Origin of the sequence: Streptomyces angustmyceticus, assembly GCF_019933235.1 — a bacterium.
In the GTDB taxonomy this organism is placed as follows: Bacteria; Actinomycetota; Actinomycetes; order Streptomycetales; family Streptomycetaceae; genus Streptomyces; species Streptomyces angustmyceticus.
In genome coordinates, this window is record NZ_CP082945.1 from 5,282,594 (window position 1) to 5,301,372 (window position 18,779).

Below are 18,779 nucleotides of genomic sequence, written 5' to 3' on the forward strand. Positions count from 1 at the left end.
CGGGGCGAAGGGGGGCAGGATGGGCACTCAGGCGGCACTGAGTGCCGCAGACAGGCCCTATGGCCGACCCCGAGTGCACAACCAAGGCCCAAATGGGGGAAGGTATAGGCAGTCAGGGCACCTCGAAGAAGAGGCACAACGTCGGTGAGGGATGACGTGAGCGACAACTCTGTAGTACTGCGTTACGGGGACGGCGAATACAGCTACCCGGTCGTCGACAGCACTGTTGGCGACAAGGGCTTCGATATCTCGAAGCTGCGCGCCCAGACCGGTCTGGTGACCCTGGATTCCGGTTACGGCAACACCGCGGCGTACAAATCCGCGATCACCTATCTCGACGGTGAGAACGGGATTCTTCGTTACCGCGGGTACCCGATCGAGCAGCTCGCAGAGCGCAGCACGTTCGTCGAGACCGCGTACCTCCTCATCAACGGTGAGCTGCCCACCGTCGATGAGCTGGCGAACTTCAAGCAGGACATCACGTACCACACCCTGCTCCACGAGGACGTCAAGCGCTTCTACGACGGCTTCCCCCGGGACGCCCACCCGATGGCGATGCTGTCCTCGGTCGTCAGCGCGCTGTCGACCTTCTACCAGGACAGCCACAACCCGTTCGACGAGCAGCAGCGCCACATCTCCACGATCCGGCTGCTGGCCAAGCTCCCGACGATCGCGGCCTACGCGTACAAGAAGTCGGTCGGCCACCCGGTCGTCTACCCGAGCAACGACCTCGGGTACGTCGAGAACTTCCTGCGCATGACCTTCTCGGTGCCCGCGGCGGACTACGACCTCGACCCGGTGGTGGTCAGCGCCCTCGACAAGCTGCTGATCCTGCACGCCGACCACGAGCAGAACTGCTCCACCTCCACGGTCCGCCTGGTCGGGTCCTCGCAGGCGAACCTCTTCGCCTCGATCTCGGCCGGCATCAACGCCCTGTGGGGCCCCCTGCACGGCGGCGCCAACCAGTCCGTGCTGGAGATGCTGGAGGGCATCCAGGCCAGCGGCGGCGACGTCGACTCCTTCATCCGCAAGGTGAAGAACAAGGAAGACGGCGTGAAGCTCATGGGCTTCGGGCACCGCGTCTACAAGAACTTCGACCCCCGGGCGAAGATCATCAAGGCGGCGGCGCACGACGTCCTCTCCGCGCTCGGCAAGTCCGACGAGCTGCTGGACATCGCCCTCAAGCTGGAGGAGCACGCGCTCTCCGACGACTACTTCGTCGAGCGCAAGCTCTACCCGAACGTCGACTTCTACACCGGCCTGATCTACCGGGCCATGGGCTTCCCGACCGAGATGTTCACCGTGCTCTTCGCGCTCGGCCGGCTGCCCGGCTGGATCGCCCAGTGGCACGAGATGATCAAGGAGCCCGGTTCCCGCATCGGCCGCCCGCGGCAGATCTACACCGGCGTCGTCGAGCGCGACTTCGTGCCGGTCGAGGAGCGCTGACCCCTTCCGAGGGCAGCCTCCCGCAGAAACGAGAAAGCGCCCCGCCTCCGGATCCCCCCACGGGTCCAGAGCGCGGGGCGCTTCCCCTTGTCCCGGTTGGATTCCCCCCACGGGATCCGTCCGGGCGTTCCGGGTTGCACCGCGATCTGCCGGGACGCGCACATTCGGGAGGGCCGCTCAAAGCTCCCCGGGCGCGTCGCCCCGGCCACGCGTAGCCGGGCACGATCCCCCAAGATCTGCACGGCTGTTGCAGTGCAAGCCCCGCCGGGGTGCCTGCACTGCCCGGTTAGACTCACGACCCCCCTCAATGGTTACGTTCCCATGAGTGTGATCTGGGTCTCTTGCCATATAGGGGCGAATGCGGTCAAGGGCCCCGATTTGCAGATCGAGGCCCCCGGGTATGGGTGTTGTGTCAGTTGTAAGGGCCGTGTGAAATTTTTCGAGCACGGGCCGCGTGCAACTGCCGGGCCGGGGTCCGCGCCTCAGGCCGCCTGCCCCACGAGCTCGTAACCGGCCTCGTCGACGGCCGCCCGCACCGCGTCCTCGTCCAGCGGCGCCTTGGACGTGACGGTCACCAGGCCGGTGGCCGCGACCGCCTGCACCGAACTCACCCCGGCGAGCTCGCCGATCTCGGACGACACCGCCCCCTCGCAGTGGCCGCAGGTCATGCCGGTGACCCGGTAGGTGGTGGTCACCTCGCCGACCTGGACGTCGGTGCCGCCGGAGTGGCAGGAGCCTTCGGGGGTGCAGCAGGAGCTGTTCTCGGCCATGGGGGATTCTCCTTGTGGTGCCGATGTGTTCCGTGTGGTGCCACGCGCCGGGGAGTCGCGGCGTGCCGTGAGTGCCTCCGGCGGCTGCCGCCGGCTCCCGACCCTCGGCACTCTATACCCCTAGGGGGTATCAATCCAGCATCCGGGGCGCGCCCACCACGTTGCCGCACGCCCCACCACGCGTCAGCCTGGGGATGACGGGCTCGGGGCGGATCCGAGGAGGCGGCCGTATGGACGTACTCGCCCTCTACGGCCTGCTGGTGCTCACCACGCTGCCACCACTGATCCCCAACTCCGCCCTCCTTGTCACGACCGGAGTACTCGCCTCCCGGGGTGAGGTGTTCCTCCCCCTCGTCCTCGTGGTCGTCGGGGGCAGCGCCCTGCTCGGGGACCTCCTCATGTACCTCGCCGCACGGCGCTTCGGCGGACCCGTACGCACCTGGATGCGCCGCAACCCCCGCCGCCGCGCCCTGCTGGCCTGGACCTCCCACCGCATCCAGCGCTACGGCCTGCCCTTCGTCATCGTCATACGGTTCCTGCCCAGCGGCCGCATCGTCGGCGCCCTGGCCTCCGGGGTCCTGCGCTACCCGCTGCGCAGATACGCGCTCGGCGCCGCCGTCGCCGAGGCGACCTGGGCCACCTACTCGGTCGGCCTCGGCTACCTGGGCGCCGCCACCACCGGCCGCCCCCTCTACGCCGTCGCCCTCGGCTTCGGCGTCTCCTGCGCGGTCGCCGCCGTCGGCACCGCGATCCAGTGGGCCACCCGCCGCCGCGCCCTGCACGACCCGCCGGAGGAGGACGGCGGGGGCGAGGGCAGCGGTACCGCCGGCGGGGGCGGTGGAGCCCGGGGCCAGGAGCCGCCGGGCGACGGGTGGGGCGAGGGGCGCGGCGGCCGGGCCTCGGCCATGGCGGCGGCGCCGGTGCCGGCGCGATTGCCAGTGGGCGGCCCTGCAGTGCGGACATGACGCCGGGGGCGTGCTGCCGGAGTTCCAGGGCCGGGGCATCGCCGTGGCGGCGGCGCGCCGGGTCATCGCGGCGGCCGGGGCCGGGGGCCGCTACCGCTCGCTGCACGCCTTCCCCTCGGCCGACCACGCCGCGCCCAACGCCGTCTGCCGCAACGCGGGCTCCCGGATCGGACGGCTCACCTGCGTGGGGCCGGGCTCCCGGCCCGGGGACGGCTCACCCGCCCGGGAACGGCTCACCCGCGCGGGGTCGGGCTCCCGGACGGGGCCCGGACGTCCGCGACGGCTACCGGCTCGCCGGTGCGCCGGGAACGCTCGCACGCCTCGGCGACGTAGAGCGCCTCCAGTGCCTCGGCGGGCGAGCACGGGCTCGGTGCCCGCCCCGCCGCGACCTCGGCGAAGACGCCCAGCTCGGTGACGTAGGCGTCGTGGAAGCGCTCCATGAACGTCGCGTACGGATCGGCGGCCCGCCGCCACGACAGCTTCGCCTCGGCGGACGGCAGCGGGGCCCGGTCGTCGAGCCCGACGAAGCGGGCGCCCTCGGAGCCGCACACCTCCAGCCGGACATCGTGGCCGGCCCCGTTGTAGCGGGTGGCCGTGACGGTGGCCAGGGTGTCGTCGTCGAAGCGCAGCAGCGCCGCGCAGGTGTCCACGTCGTCGCCGTCGGCGAAGAAGGGCGCGCCCCGGTTGGCGCCCTGTGCGAAGACCGAGACCACCTCGCGGCCGGTGAGCCAGCGCAGGATGTCGAAGTCGTGGATGCCGCAGTCCCGGAACAGCCCGCCGGAGGTGGGGATGTACGCCGCGGGCGGCGGCGTACGGTCGCTGGTGCAGGCGCGCAGGGTGTGCAGCCAGCCCAGCTCGCCGGAGCGCAGCGCCTCGCGGGCGGCGAGGTAGCCCGCGTCGAAGCGGCGCTGGAAACCGATCTGCACCGGCACCGACCCGGCCTGCGCCCGTTCCACCACGGCGACCGTGCCCGGGACGTCCAGCGCCACCGGCTTCTCGCAGAACACCGGCACCCCGGCGTCCAGGGCCTGATGGAGCAGCGCGGCGTGCGCACTGGTCGCGGCGGTGATCACCACGCCGTCGAGGCCGTCCGCGTACAACTCCCCGATGCTCGCGGCGGACCGTACGCCCAGGGCCGTGGCCAGGGACGCGGCGCGTGCGGTGTCCGCGTCGGCGACGACGAGGTCGGTGACGCCCGGGACGCCCAGCAGGGTGCGGGCGTGGAACGCGCCGATGCGCCCGGTGCCGATCAGGCCGATCTTCATGCCTCGGTTCCTCTCCGGGAGGGACGTGCGGACGCGCGCACCCGCACCTTTGGAACGGTCCAACGCTCACCGTCACGGGCACCCTGCATGTCCTGATGTCCGCATGTCAACCGTTCGTAGGCGTCGAGCAGGGGCGCACTGGCAGGGCGCGCGGGCGGGGCGTGTGCGGGCGTTGACGCCGATCCGGCCCGCTGCGAGGATCGGCGTCCATGGAACGGTCCAATGAGCAGCCGGGTGCGCGGTCCGGACAACCGCCCGCGGAGCCCCCCGCGGACCGGCATCCGACGATCCGCAGCGTCGCCGCGCGGGCGGGCGTCTCCAAGTCCCTGGTCTCGCTGGTGTTGCAGGGCTCGCCACGGGTCGGCGACGCCCGGCGGCAGGCCGTACTGGCGGCCATCGAGGAGCTGGGCTACCGCCCGAACGCCGCGGCCCGCAGCCTCGTCGCACGCCGCACCCACACCGTCGGCGTGCTGCTGCACGATATGCGCAACCCCTGGTTCGTCGAGGTCCTCGACGGCCTGAACTCCCTGCTGCAGGCGCACGGCCTGCGGATGCTGATGATCGACGCCCGGCTGGACCGCCGGGCCGGCCAGGACTTCGCCCGCACCTTCCAGGAGCTGCGGGTCGACGGCATCGTCGTCGTCGGCACCCTCCCGGACACCGAGGGGCTCGCCGAGGTCGCCGCGCGGCTGCCCATCGTCGTCGCGGGCAACCACGAACCCCGGCTGCCGCGCGTCGACCTCGTCGCCAACGACGACGAGCGCGGCGCCCGGCTCGCCACCGAGCACCTCATCGGCCTCGGCCACCGCCGGATCGCCCATATCGCCGGCCAGGGAATCGTCGGCGAGCTGCGCCGCCGCGGCTTCGAGGCCGCCGTACGCGCCCACGGCCTGACGCCGACCGCCGTGGTGGAGAGCGGCGACGGGACCGAGGAGGGCGGCTACCGCGCGGCCGTCCGGCTGCTCACCCCGGCGCGCGGCACCGGGCGCCCCGCCACCGGACGCCCCACCGCCCTCTTCGCGTTCAACGACATCTCCGGCGTCGGCGCGCTGTCCGCCGCCCAGGAACTGGGCCTGGCCGTCCCCGCCGACCTCTCCCTCGTCGGCTACGACAACACCTACCTCGCCCGCATCCGCCACCTCTGGCTGAACTCGGTGAACAACGCCAGCCACGAAGTCGGCCGACGGGCGGCCCGCTGCCTCCTCGACCGTATGGAGCGCCCGGACGCCCCGGCCGGGCAGCAACTCGTCACCCCGGAACTGGAGATCAGAGGCTCGACGGCAGCACCCCGCCCCACCTGAACCACGCGGGGGCGGGCGCCGGCCCCGGCCCGCTGCCCTGTGCTCCCACGTCTCTACGCCTTCCCGTCCCGCAGTTCGCGGTCCACCGCGCGCAGCAGGGTCAGCAGCATCCGGTTCAACGGGGTGGCGATACCGTGCCGTTCACCGGCCCTGACCACCGCGCCGGTGAGGAACTCATGCTCCATGGGGCGGCCCGCCATGCGGTCGTAGAGCATCGAGGAGCCGCCGTCGCGCGGGGCGGTGGCGTAGAGCTCCAAGGTCCTGGCGATGTCCGCCTCACCGATGTCCGCGCCCTCGGCGCGCGCGACGACGGCCGCCTCGCGCAGCAGATCGCGGGTGAGCGCGGCCATCTCCGGATCGGCGAAGATCCCGATCCGCTGCTGGAGAAGTGCCGTGACCGGGTTGGCCGCGAGATTGGTGAACAACTTCCGCCAAGCGGCCGTCGTGAAGTCGGGCACGCGGTGCACCCGCAGCCCGCTGCCGTCCAGCAGGGCGGCGAACCGGTCGGCCAACGGGCCCTCGGGTACGTGCAGTTCGCTGGCGACGTGGTGCAGGATCCGGCCCGGAGCGGTGCGCTCCGCCGAGATGTAGACCACGGTGGGCAGGATGCGGGTGCCCCGGGGGACGAGCGGAGCGACGCGCTCCTCCTGGCCGATGCCGTTCTGCAGCACCGCGACGGCGGTGTCCCGGCCGCACAGCCGCCGCAGCCAGCCCTCGGCGCCCGCGGTGTCCTGCGCCTTGGTGGTCAGCAGCACCCAGTCGACCGGCCCCACCTGCGCCGGATCGGTGACGATACGCACCGCCGCGGGCCGGACCTCCCCACCGCTCTCGACGCTCAGACCCGCCAGCGGGCTGCGGACGCACAGCGTGACGTCGAGGCCGGCCCACCGTGCGAGGGCGGCCGTGTAGCCGCCGATCGCGCCGCCGCCGATCACCGCGATCCGGGCGGGCGCCGCTGCTGGGGACGTCCGGGGCATACCTCGATCGTAGAGCCGGGATCGCGGCGCCGGGGACCTGACGGGTGGGTGCCGTCCGTGCCCCGGCGCCCGGTCCGCGGCGTCGCCCGGGCGGCGGGGCCCGGACCGGTTCCGGTGGCTCTCAGCGCCGGCCGCGTTGGCCCGGCCGCTGCGCCACCCACGCTCTGACCGTGTCGGCGAACCAGTACGGTTTTCCGCCCTCCACCAGATCCGGTTCGGGCAGCAGCCCGTGCTTGCGGTACGAGCGCACGGTGTCCGGCTGCACCTGGATGTGCGCGGCGATCTCCTTGTACGACCAGAGCTTGCGGTCGGTCATCTCTGCCACCTCCTGGGCGCCGTACGCAGGATCGGCCCGGGGGAGCCGGCAGGGGGCTGCGTACGGCCTGGTGATCACTCACCCTGTGCCTGGACAACGACACCGAGTAACCATGGGGGAGGGGCTGTTGATCGGCTGTGACGGAAGCCCCGCGTAACGGTGACAGCCGTGACGCGGGGCGGATGGCTGTGACGGGGGCGGGACGGTCCGCCGATGGCGCCGCCCGGGTGGCAGGCCCCGCCCCTCGAAAGGCCCGAAAGGCCCGGAAGGCCGTGCCCTGTCCGGGGACGCGGTGCGAAAAGCCGTGTGGCGGGCCGGTTCCCCCGCTGGGAACCGGCCCGCCACACGTACATGCCCGCCGCGGCTCAGGCGTACAGCGCCCGCCAGGTCTTCTTGCCGACCTTGCCGTTGGCGGTCAGATGGTGCCGGGACTGGAACTTCTTCACCGCGGCCAGGGTCTTCGGACCGAAGTACCCGGTCACGTCCCGCCACGGGAGATAGCGGCGGTTCGCCAGCAGGCACTGCACCTGCGAGACGCGGTCACCGCGCTGACCGTGGACCGTGAGGGCGGTTCCGTTGTAGTAGGCGCAGGCGGCGAGTGTGCCGGGCCGGGCGGCGGCCGGACCGGCGGCGGACGCCGGGCCGGTGAGCAGTCCGGCGGTCAGCAGCCCGGCGGTGGCGGTCAGGACGGCCGTGCGCTGGACGGCACGGCTGAGAGCATGGGCATTCACGAATTCCACCGTTTCCCCCGTTGGATGCGTTGGATGTGATTCCACCCGCTGTGACGCCGGGGGAGCGCTGCGTGGTTCCGGCGAATCCGGAGCAATTGCCGCGCGACGGCATACGGTTCGCTTGCCTTGCCTTGCCTTGCCTTGTCCGGCCCCGGCCCGCCGTCAACTCCCGCTCGTCGTCGCCGCCCTGCGCAGCTCGTGCTCCAGATCCTCCAGCGCCAGCCCCTTCGTCTCCGGGGCGAACCGCTTGCAGAACACCAGGGACAGCACGCACATCAGGCCGAAGAACCAGAACGTGGTGCCGGCCCCGACCGCGTCGAGCAGCAGCGGAAAGGCGAGCGCCACCCCGAAGTTGACCAGCCACATCATGAACACCGCGGCGCCCATGGCCAGTCCGCGCACCTTGAGCGGGAACATCTCGGCGAGCAGCAGCCAGACCCCGGTGTTGAGGGTGGCCTGCATGAACGCCATGTAGAGCACCATCAGGCCGAGGACGAGGGCGCTGACGGCGGGGGAGTGCGGCAGGCGGAAGGCGGCGCCCAGCAGGGCCAGCGAGCCGGCCATACCGGTCAGGCCCCACAGCAGCATCGGCCGCCGGCCGACCCGGTCGATCAGGGACATCCCGATCGCGGTGGCCAGGACGGAGACCGCGCCGACCGCGATGGTGGCGGTGATCGAGGCGCCGGTGCCCAGTCCCGTCGACGCCAGGATCTTGGGCGCGAAGTAGACGACGGCGTTGACCCCCGTGATCTGCTGCACGGCCGCCAGACCGATCCCGACCAGCAGCAGCCGCCGCACCCACGGCGTGCGCAACTGCTGCCAGGCGCCGCGCCGGGCGTCGGCCTCCAGGGCGCGGGCGTGATCGATACGGGCCAGCTCGGCGGGGACGTCCTCGGCCGGCAGCGTACGGTGCAACACCCGCGCCGCGTCGTCCGGTCGGCCCTTGCTGATGTACCAGCGCGGCGTGTCGGGCAGGAAGAACAGCCCGACGAACAGCGCCACGGCGGGCAGTGCCGCCAGGCCCAGCATCCAGCGCCAGGCCGCCCAGTGCGCCAGAACGGCGTTGATGAGGTAGGCGAGCAGCTGACCGCTGACGATCATCAGCGAGTTGAAGGAGACCAGCCGGCCGCGGATGTGCGGGGGCGCGATCTCGGACAGGTACAGCGGGGTGATGACGGAGGCGCTGCCGACGGCGAGCCCGAGGACGAAGCGCGCCGCGGTCATGAACGCCACGCCCGGGGAGAGCGCGACGGCCAGCGCGCCGCCGATGAACACGATGCCCGCCCACAGCAGCGCGTTGCGCCGGCCCAGCGCATCGGACATCCGGCCGCCGATCAGCGAACCGAAGGCCGCGCCGATCAGCAGCGCGCTGGTGATGACGCCCTCCCCGAGGGAGGTGAGGCCGAAGTGGTCCTCCATGAAGGGCAGGGCCCCGGAGATCACTCCGGTGTCGTAGCCGAACAGGGCGCCGCCGAGGGCGGCTATGGCAGCGATGCCGACGATGAAGCGCTTGGCGCCGCGGGCCCGCACGCTCTCGCGCGGGCCGGCGGACGCCACCTGGCTGGTCGGAGCCGCCATCGTCAGCTCCGGCACGCCGCGCGGGACGACCCCGCGGCCGGGGCCGGTGTCGGCGGCGCCGGAGAGCGGCGGGCCGGAGAGCCAGGAGCCGGGGAGCGTCGGGCGGGCGCCGGGCCCAGGGATATGCGGTCGGCGCGGAGCCGGCCGGCGGCGGGGGCGACGTACATGGTGCGGGGCCTTTCGGTGGAACGGGCCGTTCAGCGGGGCGAGCCGTCGGTGCGGCGGGCCTCTCGGTGCGGGGGCGCGGCGGCTCGGGTGCTCGCGGGCGCGGGAGGTCAGAGGCGCGGGCGCCTTTCGGGGGACGGGGTTCAGGGGGCGGACTCTTGAACTGCGACGGGGGTGCCCTCTAGCGGTACAACGCCGGCCGCTCGATCAGTTCGACGGGGACCCGTTCGCCGGTGGTCTGGGCCCGTACGCCCGCCTCGCACACCGCGGCCGCGGCGTAACCGTCCCAGCAGCTGGGGCCCTCTACCTCGCCGCGCCGGGTGGCGTTCACCCAGTGCTGCACCTGCCGGTCGTAGGCCTCCTCGAAGCGCTCCACGAAACCGGGCGGAACGGCGCCGCCCCAGCGGCCCGCGGCATTGCTGAACACGCCGTGGTCGTCACCGATGCGGGCGGTGCCGTTCTCGCAGACCGCCTCGCAGCCGACCTGGTAGCCGAAGCCGCAGTTGACGAAGATCTCGGTGTCCACGACCTGGCCGCCGGCGGTCTCGAACAGGACCAGCTGCGGGTCGCTGAGGCCCTCCGGGGCGTTGCCCGTGGGGGCCGGGCGCAGCACCCGGACCGCGGTGATCTCCTCCTCCAGCAGCCAGCGCGTCACATCGATCTCGTGCACCACCGAGTCGTTGATCATCATCGCGTTGGTGAAGCCGGGCGGGGTGTCGGCGTTGCGGTGCTTGTTGTGCAGCATCAGCGGACGGCCGTGGGCGCCCTGCTCCAGGAGGGACTTGAGGGAGCGGTAGTCCGCGTCGTAACGGCGCATGAAACCGACCTGGACGCGGCGGTGCCCCAGCGCCTGCTCGGCCTCCAGGACCCGCAGCGCGGAGGCGGCGTCCGGCGTCAGCGGCTTCTCGCACAGCACGGGCAGATCCCGCGCGAAGGCCGCCAGCAGCGCCGCCTCGTGCGCGGGCCCGGGCGAGGCGATCAGCACGGCGTCCACCGCGGGGTCGTCCAGGGCGGCGGCCGGGTCCGTGTACGGCGTGCACCCGGTGATGCCGTCGGCGAGGCGCTTGATGCGGTCCGCGTCGATGTCGACCACGGCCGCCACCCGGGCCCCGCTGATCACCTCGTTGATCCGGCGTACGTGGTCGGCGCCCATCCGGCCGGTGCCGATGACCGCCACACCGAGCGTTTCGTGCGAAGTCATGTCGTCCTCAAGTCCTTACGTGCTACGGAGTGTGATGTACGCTGGGAACCGATTACGCTCAGTAATCGTTGCCGGGGTGTGAGGAGGCGTCGTGAGGCATCCGCATGCGAGACATTCCTGTGCGAGACATACCTGCACGGGGCGCCCGCATCAAGGCGCGGATCGCAAGCGGGGCCGGCGTGGCGGCGACCGGCTCAGGCGCCGCAGGAGCGCAGGAAGCGGCGGGTGCGCTCGGCGATGGGGAACGGCTGGTCGGGCGGACAGGGGTACATGTCCTGCTCGACGATGGCGAAGAGGTCGACGTCCAGTTCCTGGGCGGCCTGCAGGACGGGCGGCAGCGCGGGCACGCCGAGCGGCGGTTCGCACATCACGCCCTGCCTGACGGCCGGCCCGAACGGGGTGCCCTTGGCGACCACGTCGCCGAGGATGTCCGGGTCGACCTGCTTGAGGTGGAGGTAGCCGATCCGCTCGCCGTAGGTGCGGATGAGCTTGACGCTGTCGCCGCCGCAGTACGCGTAATGGCCGGTGTCCAGGCAGAGGTTGACCAGGCCGGAGTCGGTGGCGTGCAGGAACCGCTCGACGTGCTCCTCGGTGTCGATGTGGGTGTCGGCGTGCGGGTGGACCACGATGTCCAGCCCGAACTCGTCCCGCACCCGCTTGCCCAGCCGCTCCATGCCGGTGGTCAGGTGCTTCCACTGCTCCACGGTCAGCTCGCGCGGCTCGATCTCCTCGGCGGTCTTGTCGTCCCGCCAGAAGGACGGGATGACGACGAGGTGCTTCGCGTCCATCGCCTGAGTGAGGGTGGCGACCTCGGAGACGTGCGCCCAGGTCTTGTCCCATACGGACGGGCCGTGGTGCAGCGAGGTGAAGATCGTGCCGGCTGAGACCCGCAGGCTGCGGCGGGCGATCTCGTCGTGCAGGACGGCGGGGTCGGTGGGCAGGTAGCCGTACGGGCCGAGTTCGATCCACTCGTAGCCGGCCTCGGCGACCTCGTCCAGGAAGCGCTGCCAGGGGACCTGCTGGTCGTCGTCGGGGAACCAGACTCCCCAGGAGTCGGGGGCGGAACCGACGCGGAGGCGGTCCAGGACGGGCGGGGCGGCATGGGGAACGGACATGCTGCGGCTCTCCTCTCGCCGGTCGGCGGTGACCGGGAGGCGCTGGGGCGGGTCGTTGGGGCGGTTCGTGGGGCACAGCCTCTCTGCCGCCCCGAGGGGTGTCAAGACTTCGTCCTGACATAAGGACTTAAGGACTTTGTGGCGTGGGGTGGCTTGCGGGAGGGGGCGGCGGTCTAGGTCGTCGAGGTCGTCGGGGAAGCCTTCTTCCGGGAGGGGGTGAGGGCTTCGGGCGGGTAGTTCTGCCTGACGTCAGTATGTAAGGACAAATTGTTGACAGGGTCTGGCTGTCCCCGTTAGACCTTTCCTCGGAGCCGAACCTGTCGAACCCGCCGCGCCGGCCGACCCGAAGGGGCGCACATGACCGAGCCGTACGACCTGATCACCATGGGGCGCATCGGAGTCGACATCTATCCGCTGCAGACCGGTGTGTCGCTGGCGCAGGTGGAGACGTTCGGGAAGTTCCTCGGGGGGTCGGCCACCAATGTGGCGGTCGCCGCGGCCCGGCTCGGCCGGCGGAGCGCGGTCATCAGCCGTACCGGGAACGACCCGTTCGGCGACTACCTCCACCAGGCACTGCGCGACTTCGGGGTGGACGACCGCTGGGTGACCCCCGTCGACGCCTATCCGACGCCGGTCACCTTCTGCGAGATTTTTCCGCCGGACGACTTCCCGCTCTACTTCTACCGCCGCCCCAAGGCTCCTGACCTGGTCATCCACCCCGAGGAGCTGGACCGGGACGCGATCGCGGCGGCCCGGATCTTCTGGATCACCGGCACGGGGCTGTGCGAGGAGCCCAGCCGCACCGCGACCCTCGCCGCGCTGGAGGCCCGCGCCAAATCCGGCCCGACCGTCTTCGACCTCGACTGGCGGCCGATGTTCTGGGGCGGCGAGGGCGGGGCCTCCGGGGACGGCGGCGCGAGCGGTGCCGCGGCGATGGCGGCCGCCCGCCCGCATTACGAAGCCGCCCTCCGGTACGCCACCGTGGCCGTCGGCAATGTCGACGAGGCCGAGGTCGCCACCGGGCTGCGCGATCCCGCCGCCTGCGCCCGGGCGCTGCTGGACATGGGCGTGGAGCTCGCCGTCATCAAGCAGGGCCCCAAGGGCGTGCTCGCCGTGCACCGCGACGGCCGCACCGCCGAGGTCCCGCCCACCCCCGTCGAGGTCGTCAACGGCCTGGGCGCCGGCGACTCCTTCGGCGGTTCGCTCTGCCACGGTCTGCTGGCCGGCTGGGACCTGGAGCCGATGATGCGCTACGCCAACGCGGCCGGCGCCCTCGTCGCCTCGCGCCTCGCCTGCTCCTCCGCGATGCCGACGGCCGACGAGGTCGAGGCGTTCCTCGCGGAACGGTGACCCCCATGGCCGTGACCGCCCCACCCTCCTCGTCCCGCCGGCCACCCTCGCCCCCGGCCACCCCGCCGTCACGGCCACCCGCCGTCACGGCCACCACGCCGTTACGGCACCCGGCCCCGTCGGCCACCCGGCCCCCTCGGTCACAGATCCCCCTCGGCCACCCGACCCCAGCAGCCGCCCCGCCCCTCACCCCATCCCCTCCCCGCCCGTGCTCCCCAGAAGGTGAGTTGAGTCTTGAACCCTCGGATCAGTGACCTCGCGACGCTCCGGGCCCGGCATCCCGAAGCCGTCGCGGAGGCCGCCGCGCGCCGCACCCGGCGGCCGCTGCTCGGCGACAGCGGGCGGCTGATGATCATCGCGGCCGATCATCCGGCGCGCGGCGCGCTGGCCGTCGGGGACCGGCGGCTCGCCATGGCCAACCGCCTCGATCTGCTGGAACGGCTGGTTCTGGCGCTGTCCCGGCCCGGCGTGGACGGGGTGCTCGCCACCGCCGACATCCTGGAGGACCTGCTGCTGCTCGGGGCCCTGGAGGAGAAGGTGGTGATGGGCTCCATGAACCGCGGCGGCATCGCGGGTGCCGCCTTCGAGATGGACGACCGGTTCACCGGCCACCGCCCCCAGGACCTGGTCCGGCTCCGCTTCGACGCCGGCAAGCTGCTGCTGCGCATCGACTACAGCGACCCCGGTTCGCTGACCACCCTGGAGGCCACCGCCCGCGCGATCGACGCGATGGCCGAGCGGCACCTGCCCGTCTTCGTGGAGCCGTTCCTCTCCTCACGGACAGAAGGCGCGGTCCGCAACGACCTCAGCGCCGAGGCCGTGACCCGCTCGGTGGCCATCGCCTCCGGCCTCGGCGGCACCTCCGCCTACACCTGGCTGAAGCTGCCGGTCACCGACGACCCGGACGCCATGGCCCGGGTCTGCGAGACCACCACCCTGCCGACCGTGCTGCTCGGCGGCGATATCGGCGGCACCGTCCGGGAGCAGGAGGCCGCCTACGAGAAGTGGCGCAAGGCGCTGCGGCTGCCGACGGTGCAGGGCCTGGTCGTCGGCCGTTCGCTGCTCTACCCGGCCGACGGCGATGTCGCGGCCGCCGTGGACACCGCCGTCGGCCTGCTGTGAACACCGCGATTTCCGCAGGAGACTCGAGATATGAGCACTGAATTCCACCTGACGGCCGCGGCGGCGGCCGACGGCCCGTACGTGCTGGACATCGACCCCGAGCGGGCGGGCTGGGGGTACTCCTCGCTGCGCGTCCTCGATCTGCCGCCCGGTGGCCGGCACTCCTTCGCGACCGGCGACAGCGAGTGGATCGTGCTGCCGCTGTCCGGCGGCTGCACGGTGCTCACCGACGACGGTGAGGTGTTCGAACTGACCGGCAGGGAGAGCGTGTTCAGCGGGGTCAGCGACTTCGCGTACGTACCGCGCGACGCCCATGTGCAGGTCGCGAGCGGCGCCGGCGGCCGCTTCGCGCTCACCGGCGCCCGCTGCGAGCGCCGGCTCCCCGCCCGCTACGGCGCCGCGTCCGACGTGCCGGTGGAGCTGCGCGGCACCGGCAACTGCTCCCGCCAGGTGAACAACTTCGGCGCCGCGGGCACCTTCGAGTGCGACCGGCTGATCGCGGTGGAGGTGCTCACCCCCGGCGGCAACTGGTCCTCCTATCCGCCGCACAAGCACGACGAGTGCCGGCCCGGTGAGGAGTCCGAGCTGGAGGAGATCTACTACTTCGAGGTCGAGCCCGCCCACGGCACCGAGGGCGTCGGCTACCAGCGTGTGACGCCCTCGGGGCGCGGCCGCGGCACCGATGTGCTGGCCGAGGTCCGCAGCGGTGACGCGGTCCTGATCCCCGACGGCTGGCACGGTCCGTCGATCGCGGCGCCCGGACACGCCCTGTACTACCTCAATGTGATGGCCGGGCCCGGCGAGACCCGTGAGTGGCTGATCTGCGATCACCCCGACCACGGCTGGATCCGCTCCACCTGGCCCGAGCAGCCCGTCGACCCCCGCCTCCCCCTCTACGAAGCACCCGCAGGAGACGCCCGATGAACGCTGTGACGACGCGCCGGCTGACGGTCGCCCAGGCCCTGGTCGAGTTCCTCGCCCACCAGTACACCGAGCGGGACGGCCGCCGGCACCGCCTGATCAACGCCTGCTGGGGCATCTTCGGCCACGGCAACGTCGCCGGCATCGGCCAGGCGCTGCTGGAGTCCGGCGCCGCGTCCCACCAGGGGGCAACCCCCGGGCCCCCGGTGCTGCCCTATCTGCAGGGCCGCAACGAACAGGCCATGGTGCACGCCGCGGTCGGCTACGCCCGGCAGCGTGACCGGCTCGCCGCGCAGGCCGTCACCACCTCCATCGGGCCCGGCGCCACCAACCTCGTCACCGGCGCCGCGCTCGCCACCGTCAACCGGCTCCCGGTCCTGCTGCTGCCCGGCGACGTCTTCGCGACCCGGCCCGCCGACCCCGTCCTCCAGCAGCTCGAAGTGCCCTCCGCCGGCGATGTCTCGGTCAACGACGCGCTGCGGCCGGTGTCCCGCTACTTCGACCGGGTCACCCGGCCCGAGGCGCTGATCCCCGCGGCCCTGCAGGCCATGCGGGTGCTGACCGACCCCGTCGACACCGGGGCCGTCACCCTCGCGCTGCCGCAGGACGTGCAGGCGGAGGCGTACGACTGGCCGGAGGAGTTCTTCGCCGACCGGGTCTGGCGGGTGCCCAGGCCCGCCCCCGACGCCGACGCCCTCGCCGAGGCGGTGCGGGTCCTGCGCGGCGCCCGCCGGCCCCTGGTCGTCGCGGGCGGCGGGGTCCATCACAGTGAGGCCGAGGACGCGCTGTGCGCGTTCGCCGACGCCACCGGCATCCCGGTCGCGTCCACCCAGGCCGGCAAGGGCTCGCTGCGCCACGACCACCCGGCCGACGTGGGCGGCATCGGCCACACCGGCACCGCCACCGCCGACGCCCTCGCCCGCGAGGCCGATGTGGTGCTGGGCGTCGGCACCCGCTACACCGACTTCACCACCGCTTCCTCGACCCTGTTCGCCGCGCCCGGCGTCCGCTTCGTCAACCTCAACATCGCGTCCTTCGACGCCCACAAGCTGGGCGGCCTGTCTCTGGTCGCCGACGCCCGCGCCGGGCTGGAGGCGCTGGCGAAGGAGCTGTCCGGCGAGCGCGTCGACGCCGAGTACGAGGCCGCCTACCGGGAGGCGAAGGCCGGCTGGGAGCGGCGGGTGGACGCCGCGTACGGGGCCGCGGACCCGTCGGCGCGGCCCTCGCAGACCCAGGTGCTCGGCGCGCTGGACGCCGTCGTCGACGACACCGACGTGATCATCAACGCGGCCGGGTCGCTCCCCGGTGACCTGCACAAACTCTGGCGCTCCCGGTCCCGCAGGCAGTACCACCTCGAATACGGCTACTCCTGCATGGGCTACGAGATCCCCGCCGCGATCGGGGTCCGGCTCGCCGCCCCCGACCGGCCGGTGTGGGCGCTGGTCGGCGACGGTACGTATCTGATGAACCCCACCGAACTGGTCACCGCGGTCCAGGAGGGCATCCACATCAACGTCGTCCTCGTCCAGAACCACGGCTACGCCTCGATCGGCGGGCTGTCCGGGGCCACCGGCGGTGAGCGCTTCGGCACCGACTACCGCTTCCGCGCCGCGGACGGCACGTACACCGGGGCGCCGCTGCCGGTCGATCTCGCGGCCAACGCCGCGTCGCTGGGCATGCGGGTGCTGCGCGCGGCCACCGTCGGTGAGCTGCGGGCGGCGCTCGCCGAGGCGCGGGGCGCGAACCGGCCCACATGTGTCTATGTCGAGACCGAAACGGCCGACACTGTGCCGGGCGCGCCGGAGGCCCAGGCCTGGTGGGATGTTCCTGTTGCCGAGACCGCGACACGTCCGGCGGCGGTGGCCGCTCGTGAGGCGTACGACCGGCAGGCCGCCGGGCGGCGCCGCCACCTCTGACTCCGCTCGAAGTCGTCACCCAGAAAGGCCCTCCGCATGAAGACCATCAGCCACTGGATCGGCGGGAAGCCCGTCGAGGGCGTCTCCGGCAACTTCGGCCCGGTCTACAACCCGGCCACCGGCGCCCAGGAGAAGCAGGTCGCCTTCGCCTCGGCCGACGAGGTCGACGCCGCCGTCCGCGCGGCGAAGGAAGCCTTCCGGACCTGGGGCACCAGCTCCCTGGCCAAGCGCACCTCGGTGCTGTTCAAGTACCGCGAGCTGGTCGACGCGCACCGCGAGGAGATCGCCCGGCTGATCACCGCCGAGCACGGCAAGGTGCACTCCGACGCGCTCGGCGAGGTCGCCCGCGGTCTGGAGATCATCGAGCTGGCCTGCGGCATTCCCGAGAAGCTGAAGGGCGAGCTGTCCACCCAGGTCTCCACCCGGGTGGACGTGGCGGCGATCCGCCAGTCCCTCGGGGTGGTCGCCGGCATCACGCCGTTCAACTTCCCGGCGATGGTGCCGATGTGGATGTTCCCGCTCGCCGTCGCCTGCGGCAACACGTTCGTGCTCAAGCCGAGCGAGAAGGTGCCCGGCGCCGCGTTCAAGCTGGCGGAGCTGGCCGCCGAGGCGGGGCTGCCCGACGGTGTGCTGAACGTCGTCAACGGCGACAAGGTGGCCGTCGACGCCATCCTGGAGCACCCGGACATCGCGGCGGTCTCCTTCGTCGGCTCCACCCCCATCGCCCGCTACATCCACACCACCGGCACCGCCAACGGCAAGCGGGTGCAGGCGCTGGGCGGCGCCAAGAACCACATGCTGGTCCTGCCGGACGCCGACCTCGACCTGGCCGCGGACTCCGCGATCAACGCGGCGTACGGCTCGGCCGGCGAGCGCTGCATGGCGATCTCCGTCGTGGTGGCCGTCGGCGAGACCGCCGACCCGCTGATCGGCAAGATCAAGGAGCGTGCGGACAAGCTGCGGATCGGCCCCGGCGACGACCCGGCCTCCGAGATGGGCCCGCTGATCACCAAGGTCCACCGCGACAAGGTCGCCTCGTACGTCACGGGCGCCGCGGCCCAGGGCGCCGACGTCGTCATCGACGGCACCGGCTACACCGTCGAGGGCTACGAGGACGGCCACTGGATCGGCATCTCGCTGCTGGACCACGTCACGCCCGAGATGGACGCCTACCGTGACGAGATCTTCGGCCCGGTGCTGTCCGTGGTCCGCGTCGACACCTACGACGAGGCCATCGCGCTGATGAACAGCTCGCCGTGGGGCAACGGCACCGCGATCTTCACCCGGGACGGCGGCGCGGCCCGCCGCTTCCAGATGGAGGTCGAGGCCGGCATGGTCGGCGTGAACGTGCCGATCCCGGTGCCGGTGGGCTACCACTCCTTCGGCGGCTGGAAGGACTCGCTCTTCGGCGACCACCACATCTACGGCAACGACGGGGTGCACTTCTACACCCGCGGCAAGGTCGTCACCACCCGCTGGCCCGACCCGTCGGACGGCGGCATCAACCTGGGCTTCCCCAGCAACCACTGACGGGGCCTTCGACGGACCCCCGGCCGGCACCCGCCGGCCGGGGGTCCGCCGTGTTCCGGAGGCGGCGGCCGCCCGGGGCGGAGGGCGCCGGTCCGGTGGGAGGGCGCCGG

16 protein-coding genes are annotated in these 18,779 nt (G+C 72.4%); 8 read left to right on the forward strand and 8 right to left on the reverse strand.

Annotation, left to right across the window (positions count from 1 at the left end; translation table 11 throughout):
* The first annotated feature begins 156 nt into the window (after window positions 1–156).
* Complete coding sequence (locus tag K7396_RS23675; protein WP_086721535.1) at window positions 157–1,446, forward strand: citrate synthase; 1,290 nt, start codon at window positions 157–159, stop codon at window positions 1,444–1,446.
* Between the two features lie 482 nt (window positions 1,447–1,928).
* Here K7396_RS23675 and K7396_RS23680 read toward each other — a convergent pair whose 3' ends face one another.
* Entirely contained in the window at window positions 1,929–2,216 is a 288-nt protein-coding gene (locus K7396_RS23680) for a heavy-metal-associated domain-containing protein (RefSeq protein WP_086721536.1), read from the reverse strand.
* A 230-nt stretch (window positions 2,217–2,446) separates the two neighbouring features.
* Here K7396_RS23680 and K7396_RS23685 point away from each other — a divergent pair, with 230 nt between their 5' ends.
* Window positions 2,447–3,181 carry a DedA family protein gene (locus K7396_RS23685; RefSeq protein ID WP_152104441.1) on the forward strand — a complete coding sequence of 245 codons (735 nt, stop codon included), beginning with the start codon at window positions 2,447–2,449 and terminating at the stop codon, window positions 3,179–3,181.
* Between the two features lie 233 nt (window positions 3,182–3,414).
* Here the strand turns inward: K7396_RS23685 and K7396_RS23690 are convergent, their stop codons facing one another.
* Window positions 3,415–4,446 carry a Gfo/Idh/MocA family protein gene (locus K7396_RS23690; RefSeq protein ID WP_086721242.1) on the reverse strand — a complete coding sequence of 344 codons (1,032 nt, stop codon included), beginning with the start codon at window positions 4,444–4,446 and terminating at the stop codon, window positions 3,415–3,417.
* Between the two features lie 209 nt (window positions 4,447–4,655).
* On the opposite strand from K7396_RS23690, the gene K7396_RS23695 reads away from it, so the two are divergent.
* Window positions 4,656–5,747: a LacI family DNA-binding transcriptional regulator gene (locus K7396_RS23695; RefSeq protein WP_086721241.1), complete on the forward strand. Its 1,092-nt coding sequence runs from the start codon at window positions 4,656–4,658 to the stop codon at window positions 5,745–5,747.
* A 53-nt stretch (window positions 5,748–5,800) separates the two neighbouring features.
* On the opposite strand, the gene K7396_RS23700 is transcribed toward K7396_RS23695, so the two are convergent.
* From K7396_RS23700 to K7396_RS23725, 6 genes are all read right to left on the reverse strand, one after another.
* Window positions 5,801–6,724, reverse strand: a complete 924-nt coding sequence (locus K7396_RS23700) for a 2-dehydropantoate 2-reductase (protein ID WP_086721240.1) — start codon at window positions 6,722–6,724, stop codon at window positions 5,801–5,803.
* 121 nt (window positions 6,725–6,845) lie between these two features.
* A complete protein-coding gene (locus K7396_RS23705) occupies window positions 6,846–7,040 on the reverse strand; it encodes a helix-turn-helix transcriptional regulator (protein ID WP_086721239.1) in 195 nt (64 codons plus the stop codon).
* Between the two features lie 365 nt (window positions 7,041–7,405).
* The gene (locus K7396_RS23710) at window positions 7,406–7,771 is read right to left on the reverse strand and encodes a peptidoglycan-binding domain-containing protein (protein WP_223660178.1); all 366 of its coding nucleotides are present in this window, start codon (window positions 7,769–7,771) and stop codon (window positions 7,406–7,408) included.
* A gap of 162 nt (window positions 7,772–7,933) precedes the next feature.
* The gene (locus tag K7396_RS23715) at window positions 7,934–9,349 is read right to left on the reverse strand and encodes a sugar porter family MFS transporter (protein WP_086721243.1); all 1,416 of its coding nucleotides are present in this window, start codon (window positions 9,347–9,349) and stop codon (window positions 7,934–7,936) included.
* A gap of 346 nt (window positions 9,350–9,695) precedes the next feature.
* Window positions 9,696–10,715, reverse strand: coding sequence for a Gfo/Idh/MocA family protein (locus tag K7396_RS23720; protein WP_086721928.1), 1,020 nt, complete (start codon window positions 10,713–10,715; stop codon window positions 9,696–9,698).
* Between the two features lie 194 nt (window positions 10,716–10,909).
* Window positions 10,910–11,830 carry a sugar phosphate isomerase/epimerase family protein gene (locus K7396_RS23725; protein ID WP_086721927.1) on the reverse strand — a complete coding sequence of 307 codons (921 nt, stop codon included), beginning with the start codon at window positions 11,828–11,830 and terminating at the stop codon, window positions 10,910–10,912.
* 357 nt (window positions 11,831–12,187) lie between these two features.
* On the opposite strand from K7396_RS23725, the gene iolC reads away from it, so the two are divergent.
* The 5 genes from iolC (at window position 12,188) to K7396_RS23750 (ending at window position 18,669) form a co-directional block, all read left to right on the forward strand.
* Complete coding sequence (gene iolC, locus K7396_RS23730) at window positions 12,188–13,180, forward strand: 5-dehydro-2-deoxygluconokinase (RefSeq protein WP_086721926.1); 993 nt, start codon at window positions 12,188–12,190, stop codon at window positions 13,178–13,180.
* Window positions 13,181–13,414: 234 nt separating this feature from the next.
* On the forward strand, window positions 13,415–14,302 hold the full coding sequence (locus tag K7396_RS23735; RefSeq protein WP_152104440.1) for a Cgl0159 family (beta/alpha)8-fold protein: 888 nt from the start codon (window positions 13,415–13,417) through the stop codon (window positions 14,300–14,302).
* A gap of 30 nt (window positions 14,303–14,332) precedes the next feature.
* Window positions 14,333–15,226, forward strand: a complete 894-nt coding sequence (gene iolB, locus K7396_RS23740; protein WP_086717387.1) for a 5-deoxy-glucuronate isomerase — start codon at window positions 14,333–14,335, stop codon at window positions 15,224–15,226.
* Window positions 15,223–17,139: a 3D-(3,5/4)-trihydroxycyclohexane-1,2-dione acylhydrolase (decyclizing) gene (gene iolD / locus K7396_RS23745; protein ID WP_086717386.1), complete on the forward strand. Its 1,917-nt coding sequence runs from the start codon at window positions 15,223–15,225 to the stop codon at window positions 17,137–17,139. The genes iolB and iolD overlap by 4 nt, the downstream gene beginning before the upstream one ends.
* A gap of 36 nt (window positions 17,140–17,175) precedes the next feature.
* Complete coding sequence (locus K7396_RS23750; protein WP_086717385.1) at window positions 17,176–18,669, forward strand: CoA-acylating methylmalonate-semialdehyde dehydrogenase; 1,494 nt, start codon at window positions 17,176–17,178, stop codon at window positions 18,667–18,669.
* Window positions 18,670–18,779 lie beyond the last annotated feature (110 nt).